The sequence below is a fragment of the Streptomyces sp. NPDC048258 genome, from assembly GCF_043201995.1.
GTDB lineage: Bacteria > Actinomycetota > Actinomycetes > Streptomycetales > Streptomycetaceae > Streptomyces.
On sequence record NZ_JBICZH010000014.1, the window covers coordinates 113,277 to 138,262 of the forward strand.

General features: G+C 73.7%; 7 protein-coding genes. 1 reads left to right on the forward strand and 6 read right to left on the reverse strand.

Features of this window, described 5'->3' with window-relative positions; genetic code table 11:
• Positions 1–31: 31 nt before the first annotated feature.
• Positions 32–1,642 carry an AMP-binding protein gene (locus tag ACGFYQ_RS28490; protein ID WP_393748723.1) on the reverse strand — a complete coding sequence of 537 codons (1,611 nt, stop codon included), beginning with the start codon at positions 1,640–1,642 and terminating at the stop codon, positions 32–34.
• Positions 1,643–1,750: 108 nt separating this feature from the next.
• On the opposite strand from ACGFYQ_RS28490, the gene ACGFYQ_RS28495 reads away from it, so the two are divergent.
• A complete protein-coding gene (locus ACGFYQ_RS28495) occupies positions 1,751–2,020 on the forward strand; it encodes a phosphopantetheine-binding protein (RefSeq protein ID WP_393748725.1) in 270 nt (89 codons plus the stop codon).
• Positions 2,021–2,102: 82 nt separating this feature from the next.
• Here ACGFYQ_RS28495 and ACGFYQ_RS28500 read toward each other — a convergent pair whose 3' ends face one another.
• From ACGFYQ_RS28500 to ACGFYQ_RS28520, 5 genes are all read right to left on the reverse strand, one after another.
• A complete protein-coding gene (locus tag ACGFYQ_RS28500) occupies positions 2,103–3,356 on the reverse strand; it encodes a pyridoxal phosphate-dependent aminotransferase (protein WP_393748727.1) in 1,254 nt (417 codons plus the stop codon).
• Positions 3,353–4,735, reverse strand: coding sequence for a KamA family radical SAM protein (locus ACGFYQ_RS28505; protein WP_393748729.1), 1,383 nt, complete (start codon positions 4,733–4,735; stop codon positions 3,353–3,355). Before ACGFYQ_RS28505 ends, ACGFYQ_RS28500 begins: the two co-directional genes overlap by 4 nt.
• 303 nt (positions 4,736–5,038) lie before the next feature.
• Positions 5,039–6,655 (reverse strand): MFS transporter, encoded by a 1,617-nt coding sequence (locus ACGFYQ_RS28510; protein ID WP_393748731.1) that lies wholly within the window; start codon positions 6,653–6,655, stop codon positions 5,039–5,041.
• A gap of 147 nt (positions 6,656–6,802) precedes the next feature.
• Positions 6,803–8,401 carry an AMP-binding protein gene (locus ACGFYQ_RS28515; RefSeq protein ID WP_393748733.1) on the reverse strand — a complete coding sequence of 533 codons (1,599 nt, stop codon included), beginning with the start codon at positions 8,399–8,401 and terminating at the stop codon, positions 6,803–6,805.
• Between the two features lie 107 nt (positions 8,402–8,508).
• Complete coding sequence (locus ACGFYQ_RS28520; protein WP_393748735.1) at positions 8,509–24,933, reverse strand: SDR family NAD(P)-dependent oxidoreductase; 16,425 nt, start codon at positions 24,931–24,933, stop codon at positions 8,509–8,511.
• Positions 24,934–24,986: the final 53 nt, after the last annotated feature.

Below are 24,986 nucleotides of genomic sequence, written 5' to 3' on the forward strand. Positions count from 1 at the left end.
TCCTCTTTCGTGCTGTGATGGGTTTCGGGGATCAGCCGGCGGTCACGGGGACGCGGGTGCCGTGCAGTGCGGCAGCGCGTGCGGTGAGCTCCAGCCGGTCGGTCTTCTTGTTGGTGTTCAGCGGGAACTCGTCCAGCTGGTGGTAGTGGCGCGGGATCAGCTGCGCGGGCAGCAGCCCGGCCAGGTCGCGGTGGAACTCCTGCGGCGAGCGCTGCCCGCCGAGGTAGAAGGCCACCAGTTCGGTGCTGTTGGCCACGGGGACGCCGACGACGACCGCGTCGGTCACCGGGGTGCCGTCGCGCAACGCGTGCTCCACCTCGGCCAGTTCGACCCGGTAGCCCTGCACCTGCACCTGGGAGTCCGTACGGCCCAGGTAGACCAGTTCGCCTCCGGCGAGCCGGCGGACCCGGTCACCGGTGCGGTACCAGAGGACGCCGTCGCGCTCCAGGTACTTGCCGGCTCCGTCCTCGGGGTCCAGGTAGCCCGCAGACAACTGCGGGCCGGACAGCCACAGTTCGCCTTCGTCGGCCGCCGGGGCGCCCTGTTCGTCCAGGAGCAGTTCCGCGTGGCCGTCGTGGAGCAGGCCGAGCGGTACCACCCCGTTGACGCCGAGCCGGGTCGACTCCTGCGGGGACCAGCGGTGGCGGTGCGTGGTGATGGTCATCTCGGTCGGGCCGTAGACGTTGATCACCGCGGAGTGGGGGGCGGCACGCTGCCAGGCGTCGGTGTCCTGGAACTGGAGCGCCTCGCCGCCGAAGTACGTCCAGCGCAGCGAGGGCATGCTGCCCGGCACCAGGCGGCCGGTGCGGCGGGACAGCGAGATCACGCTGGGCGCCGAGAACCAGACGGTGATGCCGTGCTCGGCGACGAAGGCGGGCAGGTCGCGGTAGGCGTGGGGGGAGACCGAGACCAGCGGGGCGCCCACCGCCCAGGCGCACCACAGGTCCGAGACCGCGGAGTCCCAGTTGAGGTTGGCGGCCTGGGAGAAGACGTCGTCGGACGTGAAGTCGTACCAGGCGTCCATCAGCGCGAAGTAGTGCGCCGTGTTGCCGTGCGTGAGCCGTACGCCCTTGGGCCGGCCGGTGGAGCCGGAGGTGAACAGGACGTAGGCCACGTCGTCGGGAGCGGCCGGCCTGGGTTCCGCCAGCGCGGTCTCCGGGCCGGCGGACAGCGGCAGCAGTGCGCCGCCGGCCAGGGCCTCGGCCTCCTCGCGGGCTAGGTCCGGTGCGAGCACCGGGAGTTCGCCGAGTTCCGCCGCGAGGCCCGTGGCACGTCCTTCGGCGTCACGGAGCAGGGCCGCGCCCTCCTCGTCGACGACGAGGGCGGAGACCCCCGCCGAGGCGAGCATCGAGGCGATCTTGCCGGGCGGGAAGTCGGCCAGGACCGGCACCGCGGTGAGTCCGGCGTACAGGCTCGCCAGGACGGCCACGTACGAGGTCACGCTGCGGCCCGCCAGGATGCCGACGGCCTTCGGCGGCCCGCCGGGGGCGCCGAGCAGTGCCCCCGCCCAGGACAGGGCCAGTTCGTGGGCCGTCGTGTAGTCGACGGTCTCCTTCCCGACGCGCACCGCCACCCCGCGCGGTGAGCGTTCCAGACCGCGCAGGAAACGTGCGTGCAGCGCGGTCCGCGCCAATGGTTCCATTTCTGCTCCTCCTCGCCAGAATTACCGGCAAGCTCTTTTCCGGACGCTTTCCGGGCGCATTTCGGGGACGCATTGACAGCCGTCGGCGGCCGCCCCCATCATTCCCGTATGCCAGAACTCACGAATCACACCTGGGACGGCGCTTTCGAGGCCGTCATACGCCCGTTCCTGCCCTACCTCTCCCCCGACGAGAAACTCACCGGGGACGCACAACTCCGTGACCTGGGGCTTGACTCCATGGGCACGATAGAACTCCTCGCCGCCCTGGAAGGCGCCTATGACGTCCGCTTCCTGGACGACGCGCTGAAACTGGAGAATTTCGCGAATCCGGACGTCCTCTGGAACACCCTGATCACCGAAACCGAATCCGCCGCGTGAGAAAATCGGTCCACCGACCGGCCCGACGAGGATGTCATATCCGAGTCGGGCCGTTTCTCTTTCGACGGGGAGGAAAAGACGGTCAGGGGACCAGCCGCTGGAAACTCTCCTCGATCCGGTCGAGATTCGAGCGGACGTGCGGCAGCGCGAGCGGGTCCCGCGCGTCGAGCGAGAGCTGCTGCTGCTCCGCCGTCTCGCCGTACAGCATGCTGGTGGCGCATTTGAACCGCAGGGCGTCCCCCTCGTCGCCGAGCAGGTGTCCGGCGAGCACCACGATCCCGAGGTCCAGCATCCGGCGGGCCAGCGTCGGCGAGTCGGTCACCTCGTACTTCGCCAGCTCCTCGCGGACCGGTTCGAAGTCGGGGTAGACGTAGAACGCCCCGGTCGGCGGCCGGCAGCGGGCGCCCGCCTCGACGGTGATGCGGTGGACCTCGCGCGCGACGGCCCCGTGCAGCCGGGCGCTGGCCCGGAGCCGGTCCCGGACCTCCTGCGGCTCGCTGAAGGCGTACTCGGCCACCGCCTGCATCGGGCCCGCGAGCGTCGACCAGACCTCGCTGGCCACGGAGACCACTCCGGTACGGATCCACTCGCCCCAGGGGCCCTGCGGGAAGCGGGCCACGCCGATGCGCCAGCCGCCCAGGGCGAGGCTCTTGCTCAGGCCCGTGGCGATGACCGTGCACTCGGGGGCCACTTCGGCGGGGCTGAGGAACTCGGTGGCCGGGTCGTGCACCACGTCCCGGTAGATCTCGTCCGAGACGATCAGCAGGCCCTCCTCCTGGGCGATCGCGCACAGTTCGCGGATGAGCGGGGGCGACGCCAGGGTGCCGGTCGGGTTGTCCGGCAGGGTCAGCACCATGATGCGCGGGTCGCGGCCGAGTACGCGCGCCGCGGTGATGCACTCGCGCAGGGCGTCCGGGTCCGGTACCCCGCCGCACTCCTCGGGGATGGGGACGGCGATCGGGTGCTTGCCGGCCAGCCGGGCCTGCGGGGCGTAGGTGTTCCACGCGGGCCGGGGCAGCAGCACGTCGCCGGGGACGGCCAGGTTGAGGGCCATGAGCAGCGGCTTGCTCCCCGGGGCGACCACGATCTGGTCGGCTTCGGTGGGGATGCGGCGGCGGTCGAAGTACCCCGCGGCGGCGCCCCGGACCGCGGGCGAGCCGGCCACCGGGCCGTAGGCGTTGCGGGTCGCCCCGGCGGCGAGCCGTTCCACCAGCGGCGCGAACGCGGGCAGTCTGGACTCCCCGAAGCCGAGGTGGATCAGGGGCTCGCCGGCCGCCTGGCGCTGTGCCACCAGCTGGTTGAGCGCCAGGTTGGGTGACATCCGCATGTCGCTCATGCCGGGCTCCCCACCGGTGCGGCGGCTTTGGTGCCGAAGAGCTCCTTCTCCCCCTGCCACGCCGGTCCCGCGATGGCGCGCGCGATGTCGGCCGGTACGGTGCGGTCGAGCCGCAGTTCGTCCAGCCAGGCGGCCTCGGGGTCGAAGTGCGCCAGGAAGGGCCGGCCGACCAGGGCGGGATCGCGGGCCTGGACCATGTGCAGCTGGAAGAACCGGCCCTCCGCGTTCTCGACGACCCCGTCCACGGCCACCTTGCCGGGGGTCGCGGACATCACCGGGCCGCGCACGGTGCGGGCCAGACCGGGCAGGGTGCGGTAGGCGCTCTGGAAGATCTCGGCCGCCCGGGCGAGCGGCACCCGGAAGTAGTCGTAGGGGCCGGTGTCGCGCTCCACGAACATGTAGTACGGGACCGAGCCGGCGGCGAGTTCGGCCCGCCACATCTCGCTCCAGACGTCCGGGTCGTCGTTGACCCGGGCGATCAGCGGCGCCTGGCAGTAGACGAGGGCGCCGGTGGACCTGATCCGGGCGATGGCCTGCCGGGCGAGGTCGGTGGCGAGCTCCCGGGGGTGGCTGAAGTGCGCCATGACGGCGAGGTTGCGGCCCGAGGCGACGACCGTCTCGAAGAGGCGCAGCACGTCGTCGGCGTCCGGGTCGCCGACGAACCGCTGCGGCCAGTACGCGACGGACTTCGTGCCGATCCTGATGGTCCGTACGGTGTCCACGGCGAGCAGCGGCTCCAGGTGGGAGCGCAGCCGCTCGGTGGACATGACCATCGGGTCGCCGCCGGTCACCAGCACGTCGGTGACGTCGGGGTGCGCGCCCAGGTAGGAGATCAGGCCGCTCGGGTCGGGCGCCGCGAAGCGCAGGTCCGCGTCCCCGACGAACTGGGCCCAGCGGAAGCAGTAGGTGCAGTACGAGTGGCAGGTCTGGCCCTGGCTCGGGAAGTACAGGACCGTCTCGCGGTACTTGTGCTGGAGCCCGGCGATCTCGGCGCCGTCCCGGGTGGGGACGTTGAGCTCCTTCTGGCCGGACGGGTGCGGGTTGAGCCGGCCGCGGATCTGCTGGACGAGGGTCCGCAGGGCGATCTTCGAGGCGGGGTCTGCGGACAGGGTGGCCAGGTCCCGTTCGTTCTGCTCGGTGAGCATCCCCTTCTGGGGGAAGACCAGTTGGAACATCGGGTCGTCCGGGATGCGGTCCCAGTCGATCAGCTGCGACAGGACGTACTCGTTGACCCGGAAGGGCAGCACCATCGACACGAGCCGGACGGTCTCCCGTATGTCGGCGGGCAGGCCGTGGCGGTCGGCGATCTCGTCGAGCTGCCGCGGCCCGTACGCGCGGAACCGTGCCGTCTCGACAGAATCGGTTGCCAGCAGGGACATGCGGATATTCCTCCAGCCTGGTGCCTGGCAGTTCCGAGCGTCTGCTCGAATGCGGTTCGATGCTAGGGAGAGGAATCGGCCACCGGACCCCAGATCGGACCCCAGCCCTACCCTTACGGCGGCCCGGCGGCCCGGCCCCCGCGAAGGGGTGCCGGACGGACCGCGGGCATGGCGAAGCCGCCCAGGACCGGCGGGGGTTCAGGTCCTGGGCGGCTGTCGTCGGGCCCCGTGGAGGGGGCCTGTGGGGGGTACGGAGGCGCCTGTGCGTGCGGAGGCGCCCGCACGTGGGGAGGTGCCCGCGCCTTACGCGGTGCCCGCGCCCGGCTGCCCGGCCCGCTCCGCCGGGGCGGCCTGGGCGGCCAGGTCCGCGGCCCGCTGGTTGTCGGTCTGGACGGCGCGCAGCCCGATCAGGGCGAAGACGGCGGCGCCGGCCATCACGACGGCGCCGGCCACCGAGGCGGCGTGCACCTCGGTCGTGAACGCGGCGCGGGCCGCCTCGATCAGGCTGGTGGAGGCTTCGCCCGAGAGCTTGCCGGCGGTCGCCAGGGCGCCGCCGATGGTCTCGCGGGCCGGGTCCAGCGCCTCGGCGGGCACCCCGGCCGGGGCGTCCAGCGCGGAGCTGTTGCGGTAGACGGCGGCGCCGATGCTGCCCAGGACGGCGACGCCGAGGGCGCCGCCGAGCTCCTGGCCGGTCTGGAGCAGGGCGGAGGCGGTACCGGCGCGCTCCGGCGGCACCTGGCCGACGACGAGCTCGGTGACGAGGGTGAGGACCGGGGTGAGCCCGACGGCGAGCGCGATGATGCCGATCAGGATCAGGACCAGTCCGTCCTCGGCGGGCACCTGGGTGAGCATCAGCAGGGCGAGGGTGGCGATGGTGAACCCGGCGCCGATGATGTGGGCGGGCTTGACGGTACGGACGAGCACGGTGGCGATGGGCACGACGGCGCCCACGGCGAGGGTGCCGGGGATGGTCCACAGAGCGGACTTCAGCGCGCTCATGCCGAGGACCGACTGCATGTACTGGGTGCTGAAGAGCGAGTAGCCGACCAGGGTGAAGCAGGCCAGCATGTTGACGGTCACCGAGGCGCCGAAGGCCCGGTTGCGGAACAGCGAGATGTCGATCATCGGGTCGCTGCTGGTGCGCTGGCGCCGCAGGAACAGCGGGACGATGGCCAGGCCGACCGCGATGGCGACGACGTGGGTGACGGAGAAGCCGTCCACGGCGATCTTCTTGAAGCCGTAGATGACCGGCAGCACGATGGCGAGCGAGAGCGCGGCGCTGATCAGGTCGAACTTCCCGGCCGCCGCGTCCTTGAACTCCGGCAGCAGGAACGGCGCCGTCACCAGCAGGAGCAGCATCACGGGAACGTTGATGAGGAAGACCGAACCCCACCAGAAGCCGGTGAGGAGGGCGCCGCTGACCACGGGGCCCAGCGCCGCGCCGGCGGCCATGCCGGTGGACCACACCGCGACGGCGGTACGCCGCTGGGTCTGGTCGCGGAACAGGTTGCGGATCAGCGCCAGGGTGGACGGCATGAGGGTCGCGCCGCCGATGCCCTGAAGGGCCCGGGCGATGATGATCATCTCGGGGTTGGAGGCGTAGGCGGCGAGCAGGGAGCCGCCGCCGAAGACCACGGCACCGATCAGCAGGAGGCGCCGGCGGCCGATGCGGTCGCCGAGCGCGCCCATGGTGAGCAGGACTCCGGACAGGACGAAGCCGTAGATGTCGATCATCCACAGCTGCTCGCTGCCGGACGGCTTCAGGTCCTCGCTGATGGAGGGGATCGCGAAGTAGAGGACCGTCAGGTCCATGGAGACGAGCAGCACGGGCAGGAGCAGTACGCCGAGGGCGATCCATTCCTTGCGGCCCGCTTTAACCTCCGGTCCGGTGTTGTCGTTCTCGCTCAGGGAGCTGGTCATGGGGGCTGTCCAATGCTGTCGGGACGGGGCGTACGTATCAGTGAACGGAAAGCGGTGATGTGCGGGGAGCGTCCGGACGCGAACAGGGGTCAGGACAGGGGTCGGAACAGGGGTCGAGGCAGGGGTGGTCGGGGCGGAACGGGGGATTCAGCCCTCCTCGGCGGCGCGCGCCGCCAAGGCCCTGCGATCGGTCTTGCCGTTGGGGGTGAGGGGCAGGCCGGGGATCAGGCCGACCTTCCGCGGAACCATGTACTCGGGCAGGGTCTGCTTGCAGAACGCGCTGATCACGAGGGGGTCGGCGGTGAACCCGCGGGCCGGGACGACGTACGCGTACAGCTCGGGGTCGTCGCCCTGCCGCGGGCGGACCACCGCCGCGGCCGCTTCGACGCCCGGGAACTCCAGGAGCCTGCGCTCGATCTCGCCCAGCTCCACCCGGTTGCCGCGGATCTTGACCTGGAGATCGGAGCGGCCGACGAAGTACAGCTCACCACTCTCGCCGCGGTATGCCAAGTCATTTGACTTGTAGACGAGTTGGCCGGACCTGGGATTGAGCGGATCGGGCACCAGCACGGACCGGGTGGCCTCCGGATCGTCCCAGTACCCGGTGAACAGCGAGGGACCGCGCAGGTGGATCTCGCCCACCGCCCCCGGCTCCTCGACGGGCCGGCCGTCGTCGTCGATCAGCAGCATCTCGGCGCCGGGGTAGGCGAATCCGATGGAGAGCTTGTCGGCGCCCTCGGGCAGCGGGTTCGGCACATCGGTGAGGGAGAAGGCCATCGCCTCGGTGGGGCCGAAGCAGTTCACCACCCGGGTCTGCGGCAACAGGCTCTGCAACTGCCGCAGTTCCGGCAGCGGGAAGGCCTCGCCGGAGAAGAGCACCCCGCGCACCTGGCCGGCCAGTGCGGCCAGCCCCTTGGCCTCGTGGCGCAGTACGGGCCGCCAGATGGACGGCACCCCGTCCACCTGCGTGGCGCCGGTCTCGGTGAGGAAGCGCAGCAGTCGGCGCGGCCAGTGCATCAGTTCCCGCGGTACGGGGATCAGCTGCGCGCCCGAGCCGAGGGCGAGCCCGATGTCCAGCAGCGCGAAGTCGAACTGGAGCGGCGAGGTGGTGGCGAGCCGGTCCTCGGCCGTGACGACCGCGTGCTGGAGCATGCCCCGGTAGAAGGAGAGCACTCCGCGGTGGCTCATGACCACGCCCTTGGGGCGCCCGGTGGTCCCCGAAGTGAAGATCATGTAGGCGGCGTCGGTGCCGACCGCCTCGCGCCGGTGCCGGGTCCGGGGCGCGGGGGCGCGCTCCACGGTGATCCCGTCGGGACCGAACCGGGCCGTGCCGATGGACTCCGGGACCTCCTCGCGCTTGCCGTCCGTCGTCTGGAGGTGCAGCGCGGGCTCCGCGGTGGCGGCGATGGCCAGCAGCCGCGGGGTGGGGACCTCCGGGCTCACCGGGATGAAGGTGAGCCCGAGCATCGAGCAGGCGAGGAGCGCGGCCACCGCGGCCGCGGAGTTGTCCGACTCCAGGATCACCCGGTCGCCGATGTCGAGGCCGAGCGTGTCCAGGGTGACCGCGTAGTCGTGGGCCCTGCGCTCCAGTTGGCGGTAGGTCAGGACGCGTGAGGAGCCGTCCGGACCGGCCTCCCAGGCGGCCGGGCTGTCCGGTGCGGTCCTGGCCGCCGCCAGCATGAACTCGTGGATGCGCTCCGCCGGCCCGTGGACCGCCGCCTCCGGGCGTACCGTGCTCAGGCTCACCGTCGTGCCACCTCTCCTCGTCTCGGTCGGTTCGGTCGTCTCGTTCGGTTCGGTCGTCCCGGTCGGTTCGGTCGTCCCGGTCGGTTCGGTCGTCGTCGTCCGGCTCATCAGGAGATCCGCTCCTTGAGGTCCGTCAGCCAGCGGTCGATGACGGGGGCCGTCGTGTCGACGTGCTGCTCGACGATGGTGAAGTGGGTGCCGGGGACGGTCGCCACGGTGTCCGCGCCCTCCCAGTCGGCCTGCCAGTCGGCATCGGGCTCGATCTCCGCGTCCTCCCCCATCTCGAAGAGGTCCCCGGCCCGGACGAAGAGCACCGGGGCCTCGACGGCGTCCTGCCGGAACTGCGGCAGGAGCTCCACGTACCGCCCCATGGCGGAGAGTTCGGCGCTGCTGAAGTTGCCCAGCGTGGCCGCCTTGCCGGGGACGGCGAAGGCCATCTGGTCGAAGATCGCGTCGTTGGTCTCGCCCATGTAGTAGGTGTCCAGCAGGACCAGCCCGGCGGGCCGTACCCCGTGGACCCGCTCCAGGCGGGCCACGGTGGCGTGGGCGAGCAGGCCGCCCGAGGAGAAGCCGAGCAGGGCGAACGGCTCTCCGCCGGCGGTGCGCAGCACGGCTTCGGCGAGGACGTCCACCGCCGCGTCGAACGACTCCGGCAGGGCCTCCCCCCGCCCGAAACCGGGGGTGGGGATGCCGGACACGGGCATCGAGAGCCGGGCCGCGAGACGCGCGTGCTGGTGCACGCCGCCCGCCACGGTCGGCGTGCTCAGGCAGATCAGCCGGGGCGCCTTCGCGTCCTCTCCCTGCGGCCGGGTGCGTGGCCCGTAGGACACCGCCGCGGGCAGTTCCGCCAGGTCGGCCGCCGAGCCGAAGGCGGGCCGCAGCGCGGCCACGGACCGCAGCATGGCCAGGCCGGGCTGGAGGTTCCCCGACATGATCGCGTCGAGGAACAGCCCGTACAGCGTGTCGTCGAGCCGGTCGTCGGCTTGCGCCGACGGCGCGTCGGCCTGCCCGGGCTCCCCCGGGACTCCGAGCCGCTCGGCGAGCAGCCGGGCCAGGGCCAGCGGGTTCTTGCTGTCGAAGACCACCATGGCCGGCAGGGAGAGACCGGACGCCGCGTTCAGCCGGTTGCGCAGCTCGACCGCCGTCAGCGAGTCGAATCCGGCCTCCAGGAAGCCCGCTTCGGCGTCCACCGCGCTCGCGTCGGCGTGTCCGAGGACCTCGGCCGCGTGGGTGAGCACCGCTTCGAGTACGGCCCTCTCGCGCTCGGCGCCGCCGAGCGCGCGGACCTTCTCGCGCAGCGCGCCGGCTTCGGCGGCTCCGGCCGCGGCGCCGGCCCGGCGCCGCACGGCGGGTGCCAGGCCGCGCAGCAGCGCGGGCACCTCGTCGGTACGGGCCCGCAGGGCGCCCAGGTCCACCCGCAGCGGTACGAGGGCGGGGGCGTCGGCCGCGACCGCCGCGTCGAAGAGCCACAGGCCCTCCTCCTCGGACAGGGCGGGCGTTCCGCTGCGCCGCATCCGCTGGAGGTCGGCCTCGCCGAGCCACTGGCTCAGCCCGGTCTCGGTGTCCCAGAGGCCGAAGGCCATCGAGGTGGCCGCGAGACCTCGCGAGCGGCGGTGGGCCGCGAGCCCGTCGAGGAAGACGTTCGCCGCCGCGTAGTTGCCCTGTCCGGCGGCCATGACCAGGCCGCCGGCCGAGGAGAACAGCGCGAACACGGACAGGTCGTGACTTACCGTCAGTTCGTGCAGGTGCCAGGCCGCGTCCGCCTTGGCGGACAGTACGGTGTCCACCTGCTCCGGAGTGAGCGCCCCGACCAGGCCGTTGTGCGCCACACCGGCGGCGTGGACGATCCCGCGCAGCGGGTGAGCCGGGTCGATGCCGCCGATCAGGGCGGCCACGGCGGCCCGGTCGGACACGTCGCAGGCGGCGATGTCCACCTGGGCGCCGAGCGAGGCCAGTTCCTCGCGGAGCCCGGCCGCGTTGGGCGCGCCCGGTCCCCGCCGGCTGGTCAGCAGCAGGTGCCGTACTCCGTGCGCGGTCACGAGGTGCTTGGCGACGAGCGCCCCCAGGCCTCCCGTACCACCGGTGATCAGAACGGTCCCCTCGGTGTCCCAGGGCGTGTCGCCGCCCGCCGCCGCGGACCTCGCGAGGCGCGGCGCGAGGACCTTGCCCCGCCGGATCGCGAGCTCGGGCTCGCCGGAGGCGAGCGCGGCGGCCAGCGCCTTCGGGGACACCTCGGCCTCCTCCAGGTCCAGCAGGACGAACCGGCCGGGGTTCTCCGCCTGCGCGGCCCGGACCAGCCCCCAGACGGGGGCCTGCCGTACGTCGACCGGGTCGCCGTCGGCCACGGCCGCGGCGGCCCGGGTCACCAGGACCAGCCTCGACTGCGCGAAGGCAGGCTCGGCCAGCCAGTGCTGCACGGCGGCGAGCGCCGTGCCGACCGCGGTCCGGACCCCCGCAGGGACCTCCTCCTCCCGGCCGGCGCCGGGCCCGGTCGCGAGGACCGGCAGCAGCACGGCGTCCGGTACGTCGACGCCCGCCGCGCCCAGCGCGTCGAGTCCGGGGGCCACCGGAACACCGGCGACCTCCAGGCCGGGGCCGGCGATCGTCCACGCTCCGCGCGGTCCGGATCCGCCGCCGACCGGCTGCCAGTCGACGGCCAGGAGCGCGTCCCGGAACCCGTCGGCGGCGAGCTGCTCGGCGGCGACCGGGCGCAGCTGGAGCGCGGCCACCGAGGCCACCGGGGCCCCGGCCGGGTCGGCGAGGTCGATGCGTACGGCGTTGCGCTGTCCCTCGACCGGCGCGAGGCGAACGCGTACGGCGGTCGCGGAGGCGGCGTGCAGGGTGACGCCCGCCCACGAGAAGGGGAGCAGCGCGACTCCCTCGTCCTCCTCGGCGCCGAGCCCGCCGAAGCCGAGCGCGTGCATCGAGGCGTCGAGCAGCGCCGGGTGCAGTCCGAACCGTCCGGCGTCGGAGTGCGCCTGCTCGGGCAGCTCGATCTCGGCGTAGAGCGCGTCGTCGAGCCGCCAGGCGGCGGTCAGGCCCTGGAAGACCGGGCCGTAGCCGAACCCGCGTTCCTGGAGCCGGTCGTACAGTGCGGCGGCGTCCAGCTCGGCGGCGCCGGTGGGCGGCCACGCGGTGAGACCGCCGCCGGGCTCGGTGGCGCCGGGGGCGAGGAAGCCGTCGGCGTGCCGGGTCCACGGCTCGTCGGGCCGGTTCTCCGGGCGGGAGTACACCTGCACGGTGCGCCGGGCCCGGGCGTCGGGTTCGCCCACGACGACCTGCACGGAGACGCCTCCGCGCTCGGGCAGGACGAGCGGGGCCTGGAGGGTGAGCTCCTCCAGGAGGCCGCAGCCGACGTGGTCACCGGCCTGGAGCGCGAGCTCCACGAAGCCCGTGCCGGGGAGCAGGACGCTGCCGTGCACGGCGTGGTCGGCCACCCACGGCTGGGCGTCCAGGGAGATCCTGGCCGTGAAGGTCACCGCATCGGAGTCGGGGGACGGCAGGACGGCCGCGAGGAGCGGGTGGTCCAGGGCGTCCTGGCCGACGGCGACGGCATCGGTGGCGGGCTTGGCGGCGTCGACCCAGTAGCGGGTGCGCTGGAAGGGATAGGTCGGCAGGTCGACGAGCCGGGCGCCGGTGCCGGCGTAGTACGCCTCCCAGTCGACGCGTACGCCGTCCACGTGCAGCTGCGCGAGGGCGGTGACGAGCGACTCGGGCTCTGCACGGTCCTTGCGCAGGGCGGCCGCCGACACGGCCTGCTCGGCGTCGAGCACCTGCTGGGCGAGACCCGTGAGGACACCGCCGGGCCCGATCTCCAGGAAGCGGGTGACGCCCTCCTGCTCCAGCGCCCGCACGGCGTCGGCGAAACGGACGGCTTCACGGACCTGAGAGACCCAGTACTCGGGCGACGTCCAGTCCGCCCCGGCACGGTCGCCCGTCACCGTGGACACCGCCGCGATCCGCGGCTCGCCGTACGTCAACTCCCCCGCCACCGACCGGAACTCGTCGAGCATCGGATCCATCAGCGAGGAGTGGAAGGCATGCGAGACCGCGAGACGACTGGTCTTACGACCGGTCGCCGCGAAGTGCTCACCCAGCGCAAGGACTTCGGCTTCGACACCGGACACGACCACGGATTCCGGACCGTTGACCGCCGCGATACCCACCCCGTCGGTGAGCAGCGGCAGGACCTCTTCCTCGGTCGCCTGAACGGCCAGCATCGCGCCACCGGCCGGCAACGCCTGCATCAACCGGCCACGCGCCACCACCAGCCGAGCCGCATCCGACAACGACAACACACCCACAACATGAGCGGCGGCCAGCTCACCGATCGAATGCCCGGCCACCAGGTCGGGCTTCACACCCCAGGCCTCGACCAGCCGGAACAACGCCACCTCAAGCGCGAACAGAGCCGGCTGGGTCAGGGCCGTGGCGTTCAGCGCCTCCGCGTCCTCACCCCACACCACCTCACGCAACGACCGACCCAGATGCTGGTCGACCTCCGCGCACACCGCATCGAACGCCTCGGCGAACACCGGGAAGGAGACGTACAACTCCCTGCCCATCCCCAGCCGCTGCGCCCCCTGCCCCGTGAACAGGAACGCCGTCTTTCCGGAGCGGCGCGCCAGGTCCCGGACCACGGCGGGTGCGTTGCGGCCCTGGGCCAGTGCGGTCAGGCCGCGCAGCAGCTCCGAGCGCTCCGTTCCCACGACCACCGCCCGGTGGGCGAACGCGGTGCGCGAGGAGGCCAGCGAGAGGCCGATGTCCGCCGAGTCGGTCTCCGGCCGGTCCGCGACCCGCTCCAGCAGGCGCTCGGCCTGGGCGGCCAGGGCCTGCGGGGACTTGGCCGACAGCACCCAGGGAAGGGCGGGGACTTCGGCCCGTACGGCCTGCTCCCCGGCGCCTTCCGGTGCCTCCTCGACGATCACGTGGGCGTTCGTCCCGCTGATGCCGAAGGAGGAGACGGCGGCCCGGCGGGGCCGGTCCTCCGTGATCTGCCATGCGCGGGCCTCGGTGAGCAGTTCGACGCTCCCCGCCGCCCAGTCCACCTGGTCGGACGGCGCGTCCACGTGCAGGGTCTTCGGCAGCACCCCGTGGCGCATGGCCATCACCATCTTGATGATGCCCGCGACGCCCGCGGATGCCTGGGTGTGGCCCATGTTGGATTTGATGGAGCCCAGGTACAGGGGCCGGTCCCCGGGGCGGTCTTGACCGTACGTGGCCAGCAGCGCCTGGGCCTCGATGGGGTCGCCCAGGGTCGTGCCGGTGCCGTGGGCCTCCACCGCGTCGACCTCCGTCGCCGAGAGACCCGCGTTGGCCAGGGCCTGGCGGATCACCCGCTGCTGCGAGGGCCCGTTCGGGGCGGTCAGGCCGTTGGACGCGCCGTCCTGGTTCAGGGCCGAGCCCCGGACGACGGCGACCACCGGGTGGCCGTTGCGCCGCGCGTCCGAGAGCCGCTCCAGGAGCAGGACGCCCGCGCCCTCGCCCCAGGCCACACCGTCGGCCGAGGCGGCGAAGGACTTGGACCGGCCGTCGGGGGCGAGCCCGCGCTGCCGGCTGAACTCGACGAACATCCCCGGTGTGCCCATGACGGCCACACCGCCGGCCAGGGCGAGGGAGCACTCACCCGACCTGAGCGCCTGCGCCGCCATGTGCAGCGCGACCAGGGAGGACGAGCAGGCCGTGTCGACGGTGACCGAGGGGCCTTCGAGGCCGAGCGTGTACGATGTACGGCCGGAGACGAGGCTGCCGCCGCTGCTGGCCGCGGCCTCCACGCCCAGGGCGTAGTCGTGGTACATCACGCCGGCGAACACGCCGGTCGAACTGCCCTTGAGCGCCGCCGGGTCGATGCCCGCCCGCTCGATCGCCTCCCAGGACACCTCCAGCAGCAGCCGCTGCTGAGGGTCCATCATCAGCGCCTCGTTCGGGCTGATCCCGAAGAACACCGGGTCGAACTCGGCCGCGTCGTACAGGAATCCGCCTTCACGGGCGTACGTCCTGCCGCGTGTACCCGGCTCCGGGTCGTACACCTCCGGATCCCAGCCCCGGTCGGCCGGGAACCCGCCGATGGCGTCCACACCGCCGGCGACGAGGTCCCACAGCTCGTCCGGCGTGGTCACCCCGCCCGGGTACCGGCAGCCCATCCCCACGATCACGATCGGGTCGTCCACGTCGGGTCCGCCGGAGACGGCGGGCACGGCGCGGGCGGGTACGGGTGCGGCGTGGCCGCGGCCGGCCACCTCGGCGCCGATGTGGCCGGCGACGGACTGCGCGGTCGGGTAGTCGAAGATCAGCGTGGCGGGCAGCCGCAGTCCGGTCGCCGAGCCGAGCCGGTTGCGCAGCTCCACCGCGGCGAGCGAGTCGAAGCCCAGCTCGCTGAACGCCCGCTCGGGCTCGATCGCGTCCGGCGAGGCGTGGCCGAGGACACCGGCGACCTGGCCGCGTACGAGATCCAGGAGCGCCGCGGCACGCCCGTCGGCGTCCAGTCCGGCCAGCCGGGCGAGGAGCCCGTCGCCGCCGTCCGTGGACTGTGCGGCCCGGCGCACCGGGACGCGTACGAGGCCGCGGAGCAGGGCGGGAAGCTCTTCGGCCCGGCCGCGCAGGACGTTGGTGTCGATCCGCAGGGGGACGAGGGCGGGCCGTCCCGAGCGGAGGGAGAGGCTGAACAGGGCCAGGCCCTCGGCCTGGGAGAGGGCGGGCAGGCCCTGGGCCGCCATGCGTTCCTCGGCCAGCTCCAGCCGGGTGGTCATGCCAGTGTTGACGCCCCAGAGGCCGAAGGCCATCGCGGTGGCCGCCAGGCCCTGCGCCCGGCGGTGGGCGGCGAGCGCGTCGAGGAAGACGTTGGCCGCCGCGTAGTTGCCCTGACCGGCCGCCAGTACCAGACCGCCGGCGGAGGAGAACATCACGAACGCCGACAGGTCCAGGTCCTCGGTCAGCTCGTGCAGATGCCAGGCCGCGTCCGCCTTCGGACGCAGGACCGCGTCCATCCGCTCGGGGGTCAGGGCTCCGATGACGCCGTTGTCCGCGACACCGGCCACGTGGACCACGCCCGTCAGGGGGTGCGCCGGATCCACACCGTCCAGAACCGCCGCGAGCGCGTCCCGGTCCGCCACGTCGCACGCGGCGACGGCGACCGTGGCGCCGGCCTCGGTGAGATCCGCGAGCAGTTCGTCGACGCCGGGCGTGTCCGCGCCCCGCCTGCCCAGGAGCAGCAGGTGCCGCACCCCGTGCTCGGCCACCAGATGGCGGGCCACCAGGGCCCCCAGACCGCCCGTACCGCCCGTGATCACGACGGTCCCGGCCGCGTCCCACGCCGGCTCCGCGCCGTCGTCCGCCGGCACCCGGGCCAGCCGCGGCACCGACACCTCGCCGGCGCGTACGGCCGACTCCGGCTCACCCAGGGCCAGTACCCGCCCCAGGTCCACCGAGCCGTCGGTGTCGACCAGCACGAACCGGCCGGGGTTCTCGGCCTGCGCCGACCGCACCAGGCCCCACACCGGAGCCTGCCGCACATCGACGGCCTCGCCGTCCACGACGGCCACCGCGCCCCGCGTGACCACGGCCAGCACCGCGCCCTCGGGACGTTCCTCGGCCAGCCACTCCTGGACCGCCGCCAGGGCCCGGTTCGCCAGGCTGTGCACGGCGGTCGGGACGTCCGTGTCCGTGACCTCGCACTCGAGGACGACCGTGCCCTCCGGCAGGCTCGGCGGGGCGGCCGCGGCCGGCAGGGGCAGCGGGTTCCAGGCGATGTGGAAGAGGGATTCCGTGCCGCTCGCGCCGAGCTGCTCCGTGGAGACGGGTCGGCCGACGACCGCGCCGACCGTGGCGACCGGAGCTCCGGTGGCATCGGCCACCTGCAACGAGAGGCTTTCCGGCGTGGGCTGGGTGATCCTCACCCGTACGACGGAGGCTCCCGCCGCGTGCAGGGTGATGTCCTTCCAGACGAAGGGCAGTACGGTCTCGTCGCCGCCGGTGCCGTTCACCAGCGCCGCGTGCATGGCGGCGTCCAGGAGGGCCGGGTGGAGTCCGAACTCCGCGGCCTCGGCGTGCGACTGCTCCGGCAGGGCGACCTCGGCGTAGAGCACGTCGTCGAGCCGCCAGGCGGCCTTGAGGCCTTGGAACGTCGGACCGTAGCCGAAGCCGCGCTCGCGCAGGCCCTCGTACGCGCCGTCCAGGGGCAGTTCGTCCGCCCCTGCGGGCGGCCAGGCCGCCAGGTCGAAGCCGGGGGCTTCGGCGCCCGCCGCGAGCACACCGTCGGCGTGCAGGGTCCACGGCAGGTCCGGTCGGTCCTCGGCGCGGGAGTAGACGCTCACCGACCGCCGCCCGGAGGCGTCGGCGGCGCCCACGACCATCTGTACGGTCACCGCGCCGCGCTCGGGCAGGATCAGCGGCGCCTGCAGCGCCAGTTCCTCCAGTACGTCGCAGCCCACCTGGTCGCCGGCGCGCACCGCCAGCTCCACGAACCCGGTGCCGGGCAGCAGGATGTTGCCCAGGACCTCGTGGTCGGCGATCCAGGCGTGGGTGCTCGCGGACAGCCGGCCGGTGAACGTGACCAGGTCCGTGTCGGGGGAGGGCAGGACCGCGCCGAGCAGCGGGTGACCGGCATCGGTCAGGCCGGCGGTCGCCATGCTGCCGCTGCCGGAGCCGATCCACGAGTTGGCGAGGTATTCCTCGGTGCCGATCCAGTAGCGGGTGCGCTGGAAGGCGTACGTGGGCAGGTCGACGCGACGGGCGCCGGTGCCGGCGTAGAACGCCTCCCAGTCGACGGCCACGCCGTGGACGTGGAGCCGGGCCACGGCGGCGGCCAGGGTCTCCGGCTCGGGACGGTTCTTGCGCACGGCCGCGGCGAGGACGGTGTCGTCCAGGCTCTGCGCGGCGAGTCCGGTGAGGATCCCGTCCGGGCCGATCTCCAGGAAGCGGGTCGCGCCCAGCCGCTCCAGCGAACGCACCGCGTCGGCGAAACGGACGGCCTCGCGGACCTGCCCGACCCAGTACTCCGGAGACTGCCACGCCTCGGCCGGTTCACCCGTCACCGTGGAAACGGCCTGTACGCGTGGGGCGTTGAAGGTCAGCGCCTCCGCGACGGTCCGGAACTCGTCCAGCATCGGATCCATCAGCGCCGAGTGGAACGCGTGGGAGACCGAGAGACGGCTGGTCTTGCGACCGGCCGCGGTGAAGTGCTCGCCCACGGCCAGCACCGCGGCCTCGACACCCGAGACCACCACCGACCGAGGACCGTTGACAGCCGCGATGCCGGCCCCGTCGGTGAGCAGCGGCAGCACCTCCGCCTCGGTGGCCTGGACGGCCAGCATCGCGCCACCGGCGGACAGGGCCTGCATCAGACGCCCACGCGCCACCACCAGCCGGGCCGCGTCGGCGAGGGACAGCACCCCGGCCGCGTGCGCGGCGGCCAGCTCGCCGATCGAATGCCCGGCCAGGAGGTCGGGCTTCACGCCCCAGGCCTCGACCAGCCGGTACAACGCCACTTCGAAGGCGAAGAGGGCGGGCTGGGTGATCGCGGTCGCGTTCAGCGCCTCCGCGTCCTCACCCCACACCACCTCACGGAGCGACCGCCCGAGGTGCCCGTCGACCTCGGCGCACACGGCGTCGAAGGCTTCGGCGAACACCGGGAAGGAGGCGTACAACTCCCGCCCCATCCCCAGTCGCTGCGCACCCTGCCCCGTGAACAGGAACGCCGTCCGGCCACCGGACTGCGCCTGTCCCGTCACCACCGCGGGGTGTTCCCCGCCCGCCGCGAGGGCGGCGAGCCCGCTCCTGCGGTCACCCAGCACCACCGCCCGGTGCTCCATCGCGCTGCGCGCCGCGGCCAGGGTGTACCCGATGTCCTCGGGGCCGTACGCGTCCGTCACCGAGAGCAGCCGCTCGGCCTGGCCGGCCAGCGCCTGCGCGGACTTCGCCGACACCACCCAGGGGGTCACGGGCAGTTCGGCGCCGGTCTCGGGTTCGGCGGGCCGCGGGGCGGGGACCTCTTCGACGATCACGTGGGCGTTGGTCCCGCTGATGCCGAACGAGGAGATGCCCGCGCGCCGCGGCCGGCCGTCGGCCTGCCATGCGCGGGCCTCGGTGAGCAGTTCCACCTCGCCCGCCGACCAGTCGATCTGGTCCGAGCGCTCCTCGGCGTGCAGGGTCGGCGGCAGCACTCCGTGCCGCATCGCCATGACCATCTTGATGATGCCGGCGACGCCCGCCGCGGCCTGGGTGTGGCCCATGTTGGACTTGATGGAGCCCAGGTACAACGGCTGCCCCTCGGGGCGGTCCTGTCCGTACGTCGCCAGCAGCGCCTGGGCCTCGATGGGGTCGCCGAGCGTCGTGCCGGTGCCGTGGGCCTCGACGGCGTCGACCTCGGTCGCCGAGAGACCCGCGTTGGCCAGGGCCTGGCGGATGACCCGCTGCTGCGAGGGCCCGTTCGGGGCGGTCAGGCCGTTCGAGGCGCCGTCCTGGTTCAGCGCCGAGCCCCGCACGGTCGCCAGTACCGGGTGACCGTTGCGCCGCGCGTCGGAGAGCCGCTCCAGGAGCAGCATTCCGGCGCCTTCGCCCCAGCCCGTGCCGTCGGCGCCCGCACCGAACGACTTGCACCGGCCGTCGGGGGCGAGGCCGCGCTGCCGGCTGAACTCGACGAAGACCTCGGGGGTGGCCATGACGGCGACACCGCCGGCCAGGGCGAGGGAGCACTCCCCCGACCTGAGCGCCTGCGCGGCCATGTGCAGCGCGACCAGCGAGGACGAGCAGGCCGTGTCCACGGTGACGGCGGGGCCTTCGAGGCCGAACACGTACGAGACGCGCCCGGAGGCGATGGCTCCGGTGCTGTTGTTGGCGGCGTAGTCGTGGTACATCATCCCGGCGTAGCAGCCGGTCATGCTGCCGCGCAGGGTCTCCGGGTCTATCCCGGCCCGCTCGAACACCTCCCAGGCCGTCTCCAGCAGCAGGAACTGCTGCGGATCCATGACGGCGGCCTCGTTGGGGCTGATCCCGAAGAAGGCCGGGTCGAACTCGCCCGCCTCGTGCAGGAAGCCGCCTTCGCGGGCGTAGCTGGTGTGGGGCCGCTCGGCGGTCGGGTCGTAGACGCGGTCGAGGTCCCAGCCGCGGTTGGCCGGGAAGCCGGAGACGGCGTCGACGCCGTCGGCGACCAGCTGCCACAGGTCCTCGGGGGTGCGTACGCCGCCGGGGTAGCGGCAGGCCATGGCGACGATCACGATCGGGTCGTCGTCGACGGCTCCGGACCGGACCGCGGTGGCGGCGGCCACGCGGCCCTGCTGCCCGCCGGCGCCGTCGAGTTCGTCCAGGAGGTGGCGGGCGAGGGCGCGCGGGTTGGGGTAGTCGAAGGCGAGGGTGGCGGGCAGCCGGACGTCGGCGGCCGCGCTGACGGCGTTGCGGAACTCAACCGCGGTCAGCGAGTCGAAGCCGAGCTCGCTGAACGCCCGCGTCTCGTCGACCGCGTGCGCCCCCGGATATCCGAGGGTGACGGCGACCTGCGTACGGACCAGGTCGAGCAGGACGGCCGTGCGCTCCTCCCGGTCCAGTCCGGCCAGCCGGCCCCGCAGGGCCCCGGCCGCCTCGGGGGCCGACACCGCACTCCTGCGCGCCCGTACGCGGACCAGGCCGCGGAAGAGCGCCGGCAGGGCCTCGCCCGCCTCGGCGAGGGTGCGCACGTCGAGCCGGATCGGCACGACGACCGGACGGTCGACGGTCAGGGCCCGGTCGAAGAGGTCCACCCCGTACTCGGCGGTGAGCGCGCCGATGCCGGTCCGGCTCATCCGCTGGAGGTCGGCCTCGGTGAGGGAGCCGGACATGCCGCTCGCCCACAGGCCCCAGGCGAGGGACCGGGCGGGCAGGCCCTGGGCGCGGCGGTGGGTGGCGAGGCCGTCGAGCAGGGCGTTCGCCGCACCGTAGTTGCCCTGTCCGGGCACGCCCAGGACACCGGTCGCGGAGGAGAACAGCACGAAGGCCGACAGCTCCAGGTCCCGGGTCAGTTCGTGCAGGTGGAGCGCCGCGTCGGCCTTGGCGCCGAGGACGGTGTCCAGGCTCTGCGGGGTCAGCGAGGCGATGAGCGCGTCGTCGAGCACGCCGGCGAGGTGGACCACGCCGGTGAGCGGTACGCCCGCGATCAGCGTGGCGAGGGCGTCGCGGTCCCCCGCGTCGCAGGCGGCGACGGTGGCCTCGGCGCCGAGGCCGCGCAGTTCGGCGCGGAGTTCGACGGCTCCCGGGGCGTCCGTACCGCGCCGGGAGACCAGCAGGAGGCTCCGTACGCCGTGGGCCTGGACCAGTTGCCGGGCCACCAGGCGGCCGAGCGCGCCGGTCGCGCCGGTGACCAGGACGGTGCCGTTGCCGAAGTCGGGCCGGACGCGCCGCTCGGGGTCGTCGGTGAGGCGGGCCAGCCGGGCGCCGTGGACGGTCGTGCCCCGTACGAGGGTCTGGGGCTCGTCGGCGGCCACCGCGGCGGCGGCCTCCCGCCCGTCGGCGAGGTCGGAGAGGTCGGTGAGGAGGAACCGGCCGGGGCTCTCGGCCTGCGCGGAACGCACCAGGCCCCAGACCGCCGCCCCGGCCAGGTCGGTGACGTCCTCCCCGGGCCGGGCCACGGCCCCGGAGGTCGCGACGAGCAGCCGCGAGGCGGCGTACCGCTCGTCGGCGAGCCAGCTCTGCAGGACGGCGAGCACCCTGGTGGTGGCGGCCCGCACCGAGGCCGGGTCCGACCCGGCCAGGGAGCGCAGGATGACGCTCTCCGGTACGGGCCCGTCGGCGGGCAGGGTGTCCCAGTCGGCCGGTGCGGCCGCCGAAGCGGTAGGGGCGGGCAGCGCGGTCCAGTCGAGGGCGAAGAGGGATTCGTGGGCGACGGCGCGGGCGGCGGCGAGCTGCTCGGCGGAGACCTCGCGCAGGACGAGGGAGTCCACGGACAGCACCGGCCGGCCCGTCTCGTCCCCGACGGAGAGGGCGATGGCGCCCGCGCCGTCGGGGGCGATCCGGACCCGCAGCCGGGTGGCGCCGGAGGCGTGCAGCCGCACTCCCGTCCAGACGAACGGCAGGACGGGGCCCTGGGCGTCGGCGAACAGGTCGGTGAAGACGGAGCCGTGCAGCGAGGCGTCCAGGAGGGCCGGGTGCAGGCCGAACGCGGCGGCGTCGGCGTGGGCCCGCTCGGGCAGGGCGACCTCGGCGTACACCTCGGTCCCGGCGGCCCAGGCGGCCGTGAGGCCGCGGAAGGCCGGGCCGTAGGGGAGGCCGGCCGCGGCCAGCGTCTCGTACACGCCGTCGGTCTCGATCGGGGTGGCGGCTGCGGGCGGCCAGGTGCTCAGGCCGAGGGAGTCGAGGGCGGAGTCCGCGGCGGTCGCCAGGACGCCGGCCGCGTGCAGGGTCCACGGCTGGTCGGGCTGGTCGTCCCGGCGCGAGTGGACGCTGACGGGGCGCCGCCCGGAGGCGTCCGCGGCGCCGACCTCGACCTGGAGGGCGACGGCTCCGCGCTCGGGCAGGACGAGGGGCGCCTGGAGCATGAGCTCTTCGAGCAGTTCGCAGCCGACCTGGTCGCCGGCCCGCACGGCGAGCTCCACGAAGCCGGTGCCGGGGAAGACCACGGAGTCGCCGACGACGTGGTCGGCGAGCCAGGGCTGGGCCGATACGGAGACCCTGCCCGTCAGGACCACGCCGCCGGAGTCGGCGAGGGAGACGACGGCGCCGAGCAGCGGGTGTCCGGCGGCGGCCAGACCGGCTGCCGAGAGGTCGCCGAGGGCGCCGGTGCCCTCGACCCAGTAGCGGGTGCGCTGGAAGGCGTACGTGGGCAGGTCGACGCGGCGGGCGCCGGTCCCGGCGTAGAAGGCCTCCCAGTCGACGGCCGTACCGGAGGCGTAGAGCTGGGCCACGGCGCTGACCAGGGCTTCGGGCTCGGGGCGGTTGCGGCGCAGGGCCGGTACGAGGACCGCCTGCTCGGAGTCGGCGTTCTGCTGGGCGAGTCCGGTGAGGATCCCGTCGGGCCCGATCTCCAGGAAGCGGGTCGCGCCCTGCTGCTCCAGGGCGCGGACGGCGTCGGCGAAGCGGACGGCCTCGCGCACCTGGGAGACCCAGTAGTCCGGCGACTGCCACCGGGCGCCGGAGCGGTCGCCGGTCACCGTGGACACGACCGCGATGCGCGGCTCCTCGTACGTCAGCTCCTGCGCGACGGCCCGGAAGGCGTCGAGCATCGGCTCCATGAGGGGCGAGTGGAAGGCGTGCGAGACGGCGAGGCGGCTGGTCTTGCGGCCCGCCGCGGTGAAGTGCTCGCCGACCGCGAGGACGGCGGCCTCGGTGCCCGAGACGACCACGGATTCGGGCCCGTTGACGGCGGCGACGGCCACCTCGTCGGTGAGCAGCGGGAGGACTTCCTCCTCGGTGGCCTGGACGGCGAGCATCGCGCCACCGGCGGGCAGTGCCTGCATCAGGCGGCCGCGCGCCACGACGAGCCGGGCCGCGTCCGCGAGGGACAGCACGCCGACGGCGTGGGCGGCGGCCAGCTCTCCGATCGAGTGGCCGGCGACCGCGTCGGGGGTGATGCCCCAGGCCTCCATCAGCCGGAACAGGGCGACTTCGAGGGCGAAGAGGGCGGGCTGGGTCAGGGCGGTGGCGTTCAGCGCCTCCGCGTCCTCACCCCAGACCACGTCACGGAGTGACCGCCCGAGGTGGGGGTCGATCTCCGCGCACACGGCGTCGAAGGCTTCGGCGAACACCGGGAAGGACTCGTACAACTCCCGGCCCATGCCGAGGCGTTGCGCGCCCTGACCGGTGAACAGGAAGGCGGTCGACCCCTTGGCCGCCGACCCGCTCACCACACCCGGGTGCGGCTGCCCCTCGGCCAGTGCGGCGAGACCGGCGAGCGCGCCGTCCCGGCCGTCCGCCAGGACGACGGCGCGGTGGTCGAGCGCCGCGCGGCTCGTGGCCAGCGAGTAGGCCAGGTCCGCGGCGTGGAGCTCCGGCCCGGCCGTGACGTGGGCGTGCACCCGGCCCGCCTGGGCGGCGAGCGCCTGGGCGTCCCGGCCGGAGACCGGCCACGGCAGGACGGCGGGCAGCGGTACGACGGCGGCGGCGGACGGCTCCCGCGGCGCCTCGGCCGGTGCGGCGGGCCCGGCGGGCCCCGCGGTCCCGGCCGGCTCCTCGGCGGGCGCTTCCTCCAGGATGACGTGGGCGTTGGTGCCGCTGACCCCGAACGCGGAGACGCCGGCCCGGCGCGGCCGGTCCTCGGCGCGCTCCCACGCACGGGATTCGGCCAGCAGCCGGACCTGGCCCGCGGTCCAGTCGACGTGGCTCGACGGTTCGTCGACGTGCAGGGTCTGCGGCAGCACTCCGTTCCGCAGGGCCATGACCATCTTGATGACGCTGCCGACACCGGCGGCGGCCTGCGCGTGCCCGAGGTTGGACTTGATGGAGCCGAGCCACAGCGGCTGCCCCTCGGGGCGGTCCTGCCCGTAGGTGGCCAGCAGTGCCTGCGCCTCGATGGGGTCGCCCAGGGTCGTACCGGTGCCGTGGCCCTCGACGACGTCGACCTGGGTGGCCGGGATCCGGGCGTTGGCGAGCGCCTGGCGGATGACCCGCTGCTGGGCCCGGCCGTTGGGGGCGGTCAGGCCGTTGCTGGCGCCGTCCTGGTTGACGGCGCTGCCGCGTACGACGGCCAGCACGGGGTGGCCGGCCCGCCGCGCGTCCGCCAGCCGTTCGAGTACGAGCATGCCCGCGCCCTCGGACCATCCGGTGCCGTCGGCCGCCTCGGCGAAGGCCTTGCAGCGGCCGTCGGGGGCGAGACCGCGCTGCCGGCTGAACGCGATGAACGGCGACGGCGTGGACATCACCATGACGCCGCCGGCGAGGGCCAGCGAGCATTCCCGCTGCCGCAGGGCCTGGGCGGCCAGGTGGAGGGAGACGAGGGAGGAGGAGCACGCCGTGTCGACGGTCACCGCGGGGCCTTCCAGACCCAGGGTGTAGGAGATCCGGCCGGATATGACGGCGGCCGCGTTGGCCGTGGTCATGTAGGCCTCGGCGACCTCGCCCGCCGCGCCGATCAGGTACTCGTAGTCCTGGATCCCGGAGCCCGCGAACACGCCGACGGGCTTGCCGCGCAGCGACACCGGGTCGATCCCGGCCCGCTCGATCGCCTCCCAGGACACCTCCAGCAGCAGCCGCTGCTGCGGGTCCATGGTCAGCGCCTCGTTGGGGCTGATCCCGAAGAAGCCCGCGTCGAAACCGGCGACGTCCTGGACGAAGCCGCCCTCGTGGACGTAGCTGCTGCCGGACTCGGCGGTCTCCGGCTCGTCGCCGCGGAGCCCGTCGAGGTCCCAGCCGCGGTCGGTGGGGAAGGTGGTGATGGCGTCCCGGCCCTCGGCCACGAGCCGCCACAGGTCGTCCGGGGTGCTGATGCCTCCCGGGTAGCGGCAGCTCATCGCCACGATGGCGATGGGCTCGTGGTCCTGGTTCTCGACCTCCTGAAGCCTGCGGCGGGTCTGGTGCAGATCCGCCGTGACCCGCTTGAGGTAGTCGAGAAGCCTTGCGTCGTCATTGGACATCTTGGTCCCACCGAGTCCTTGTTCATGCCGTGAGGTCGAGTCGGGTCGCAGTG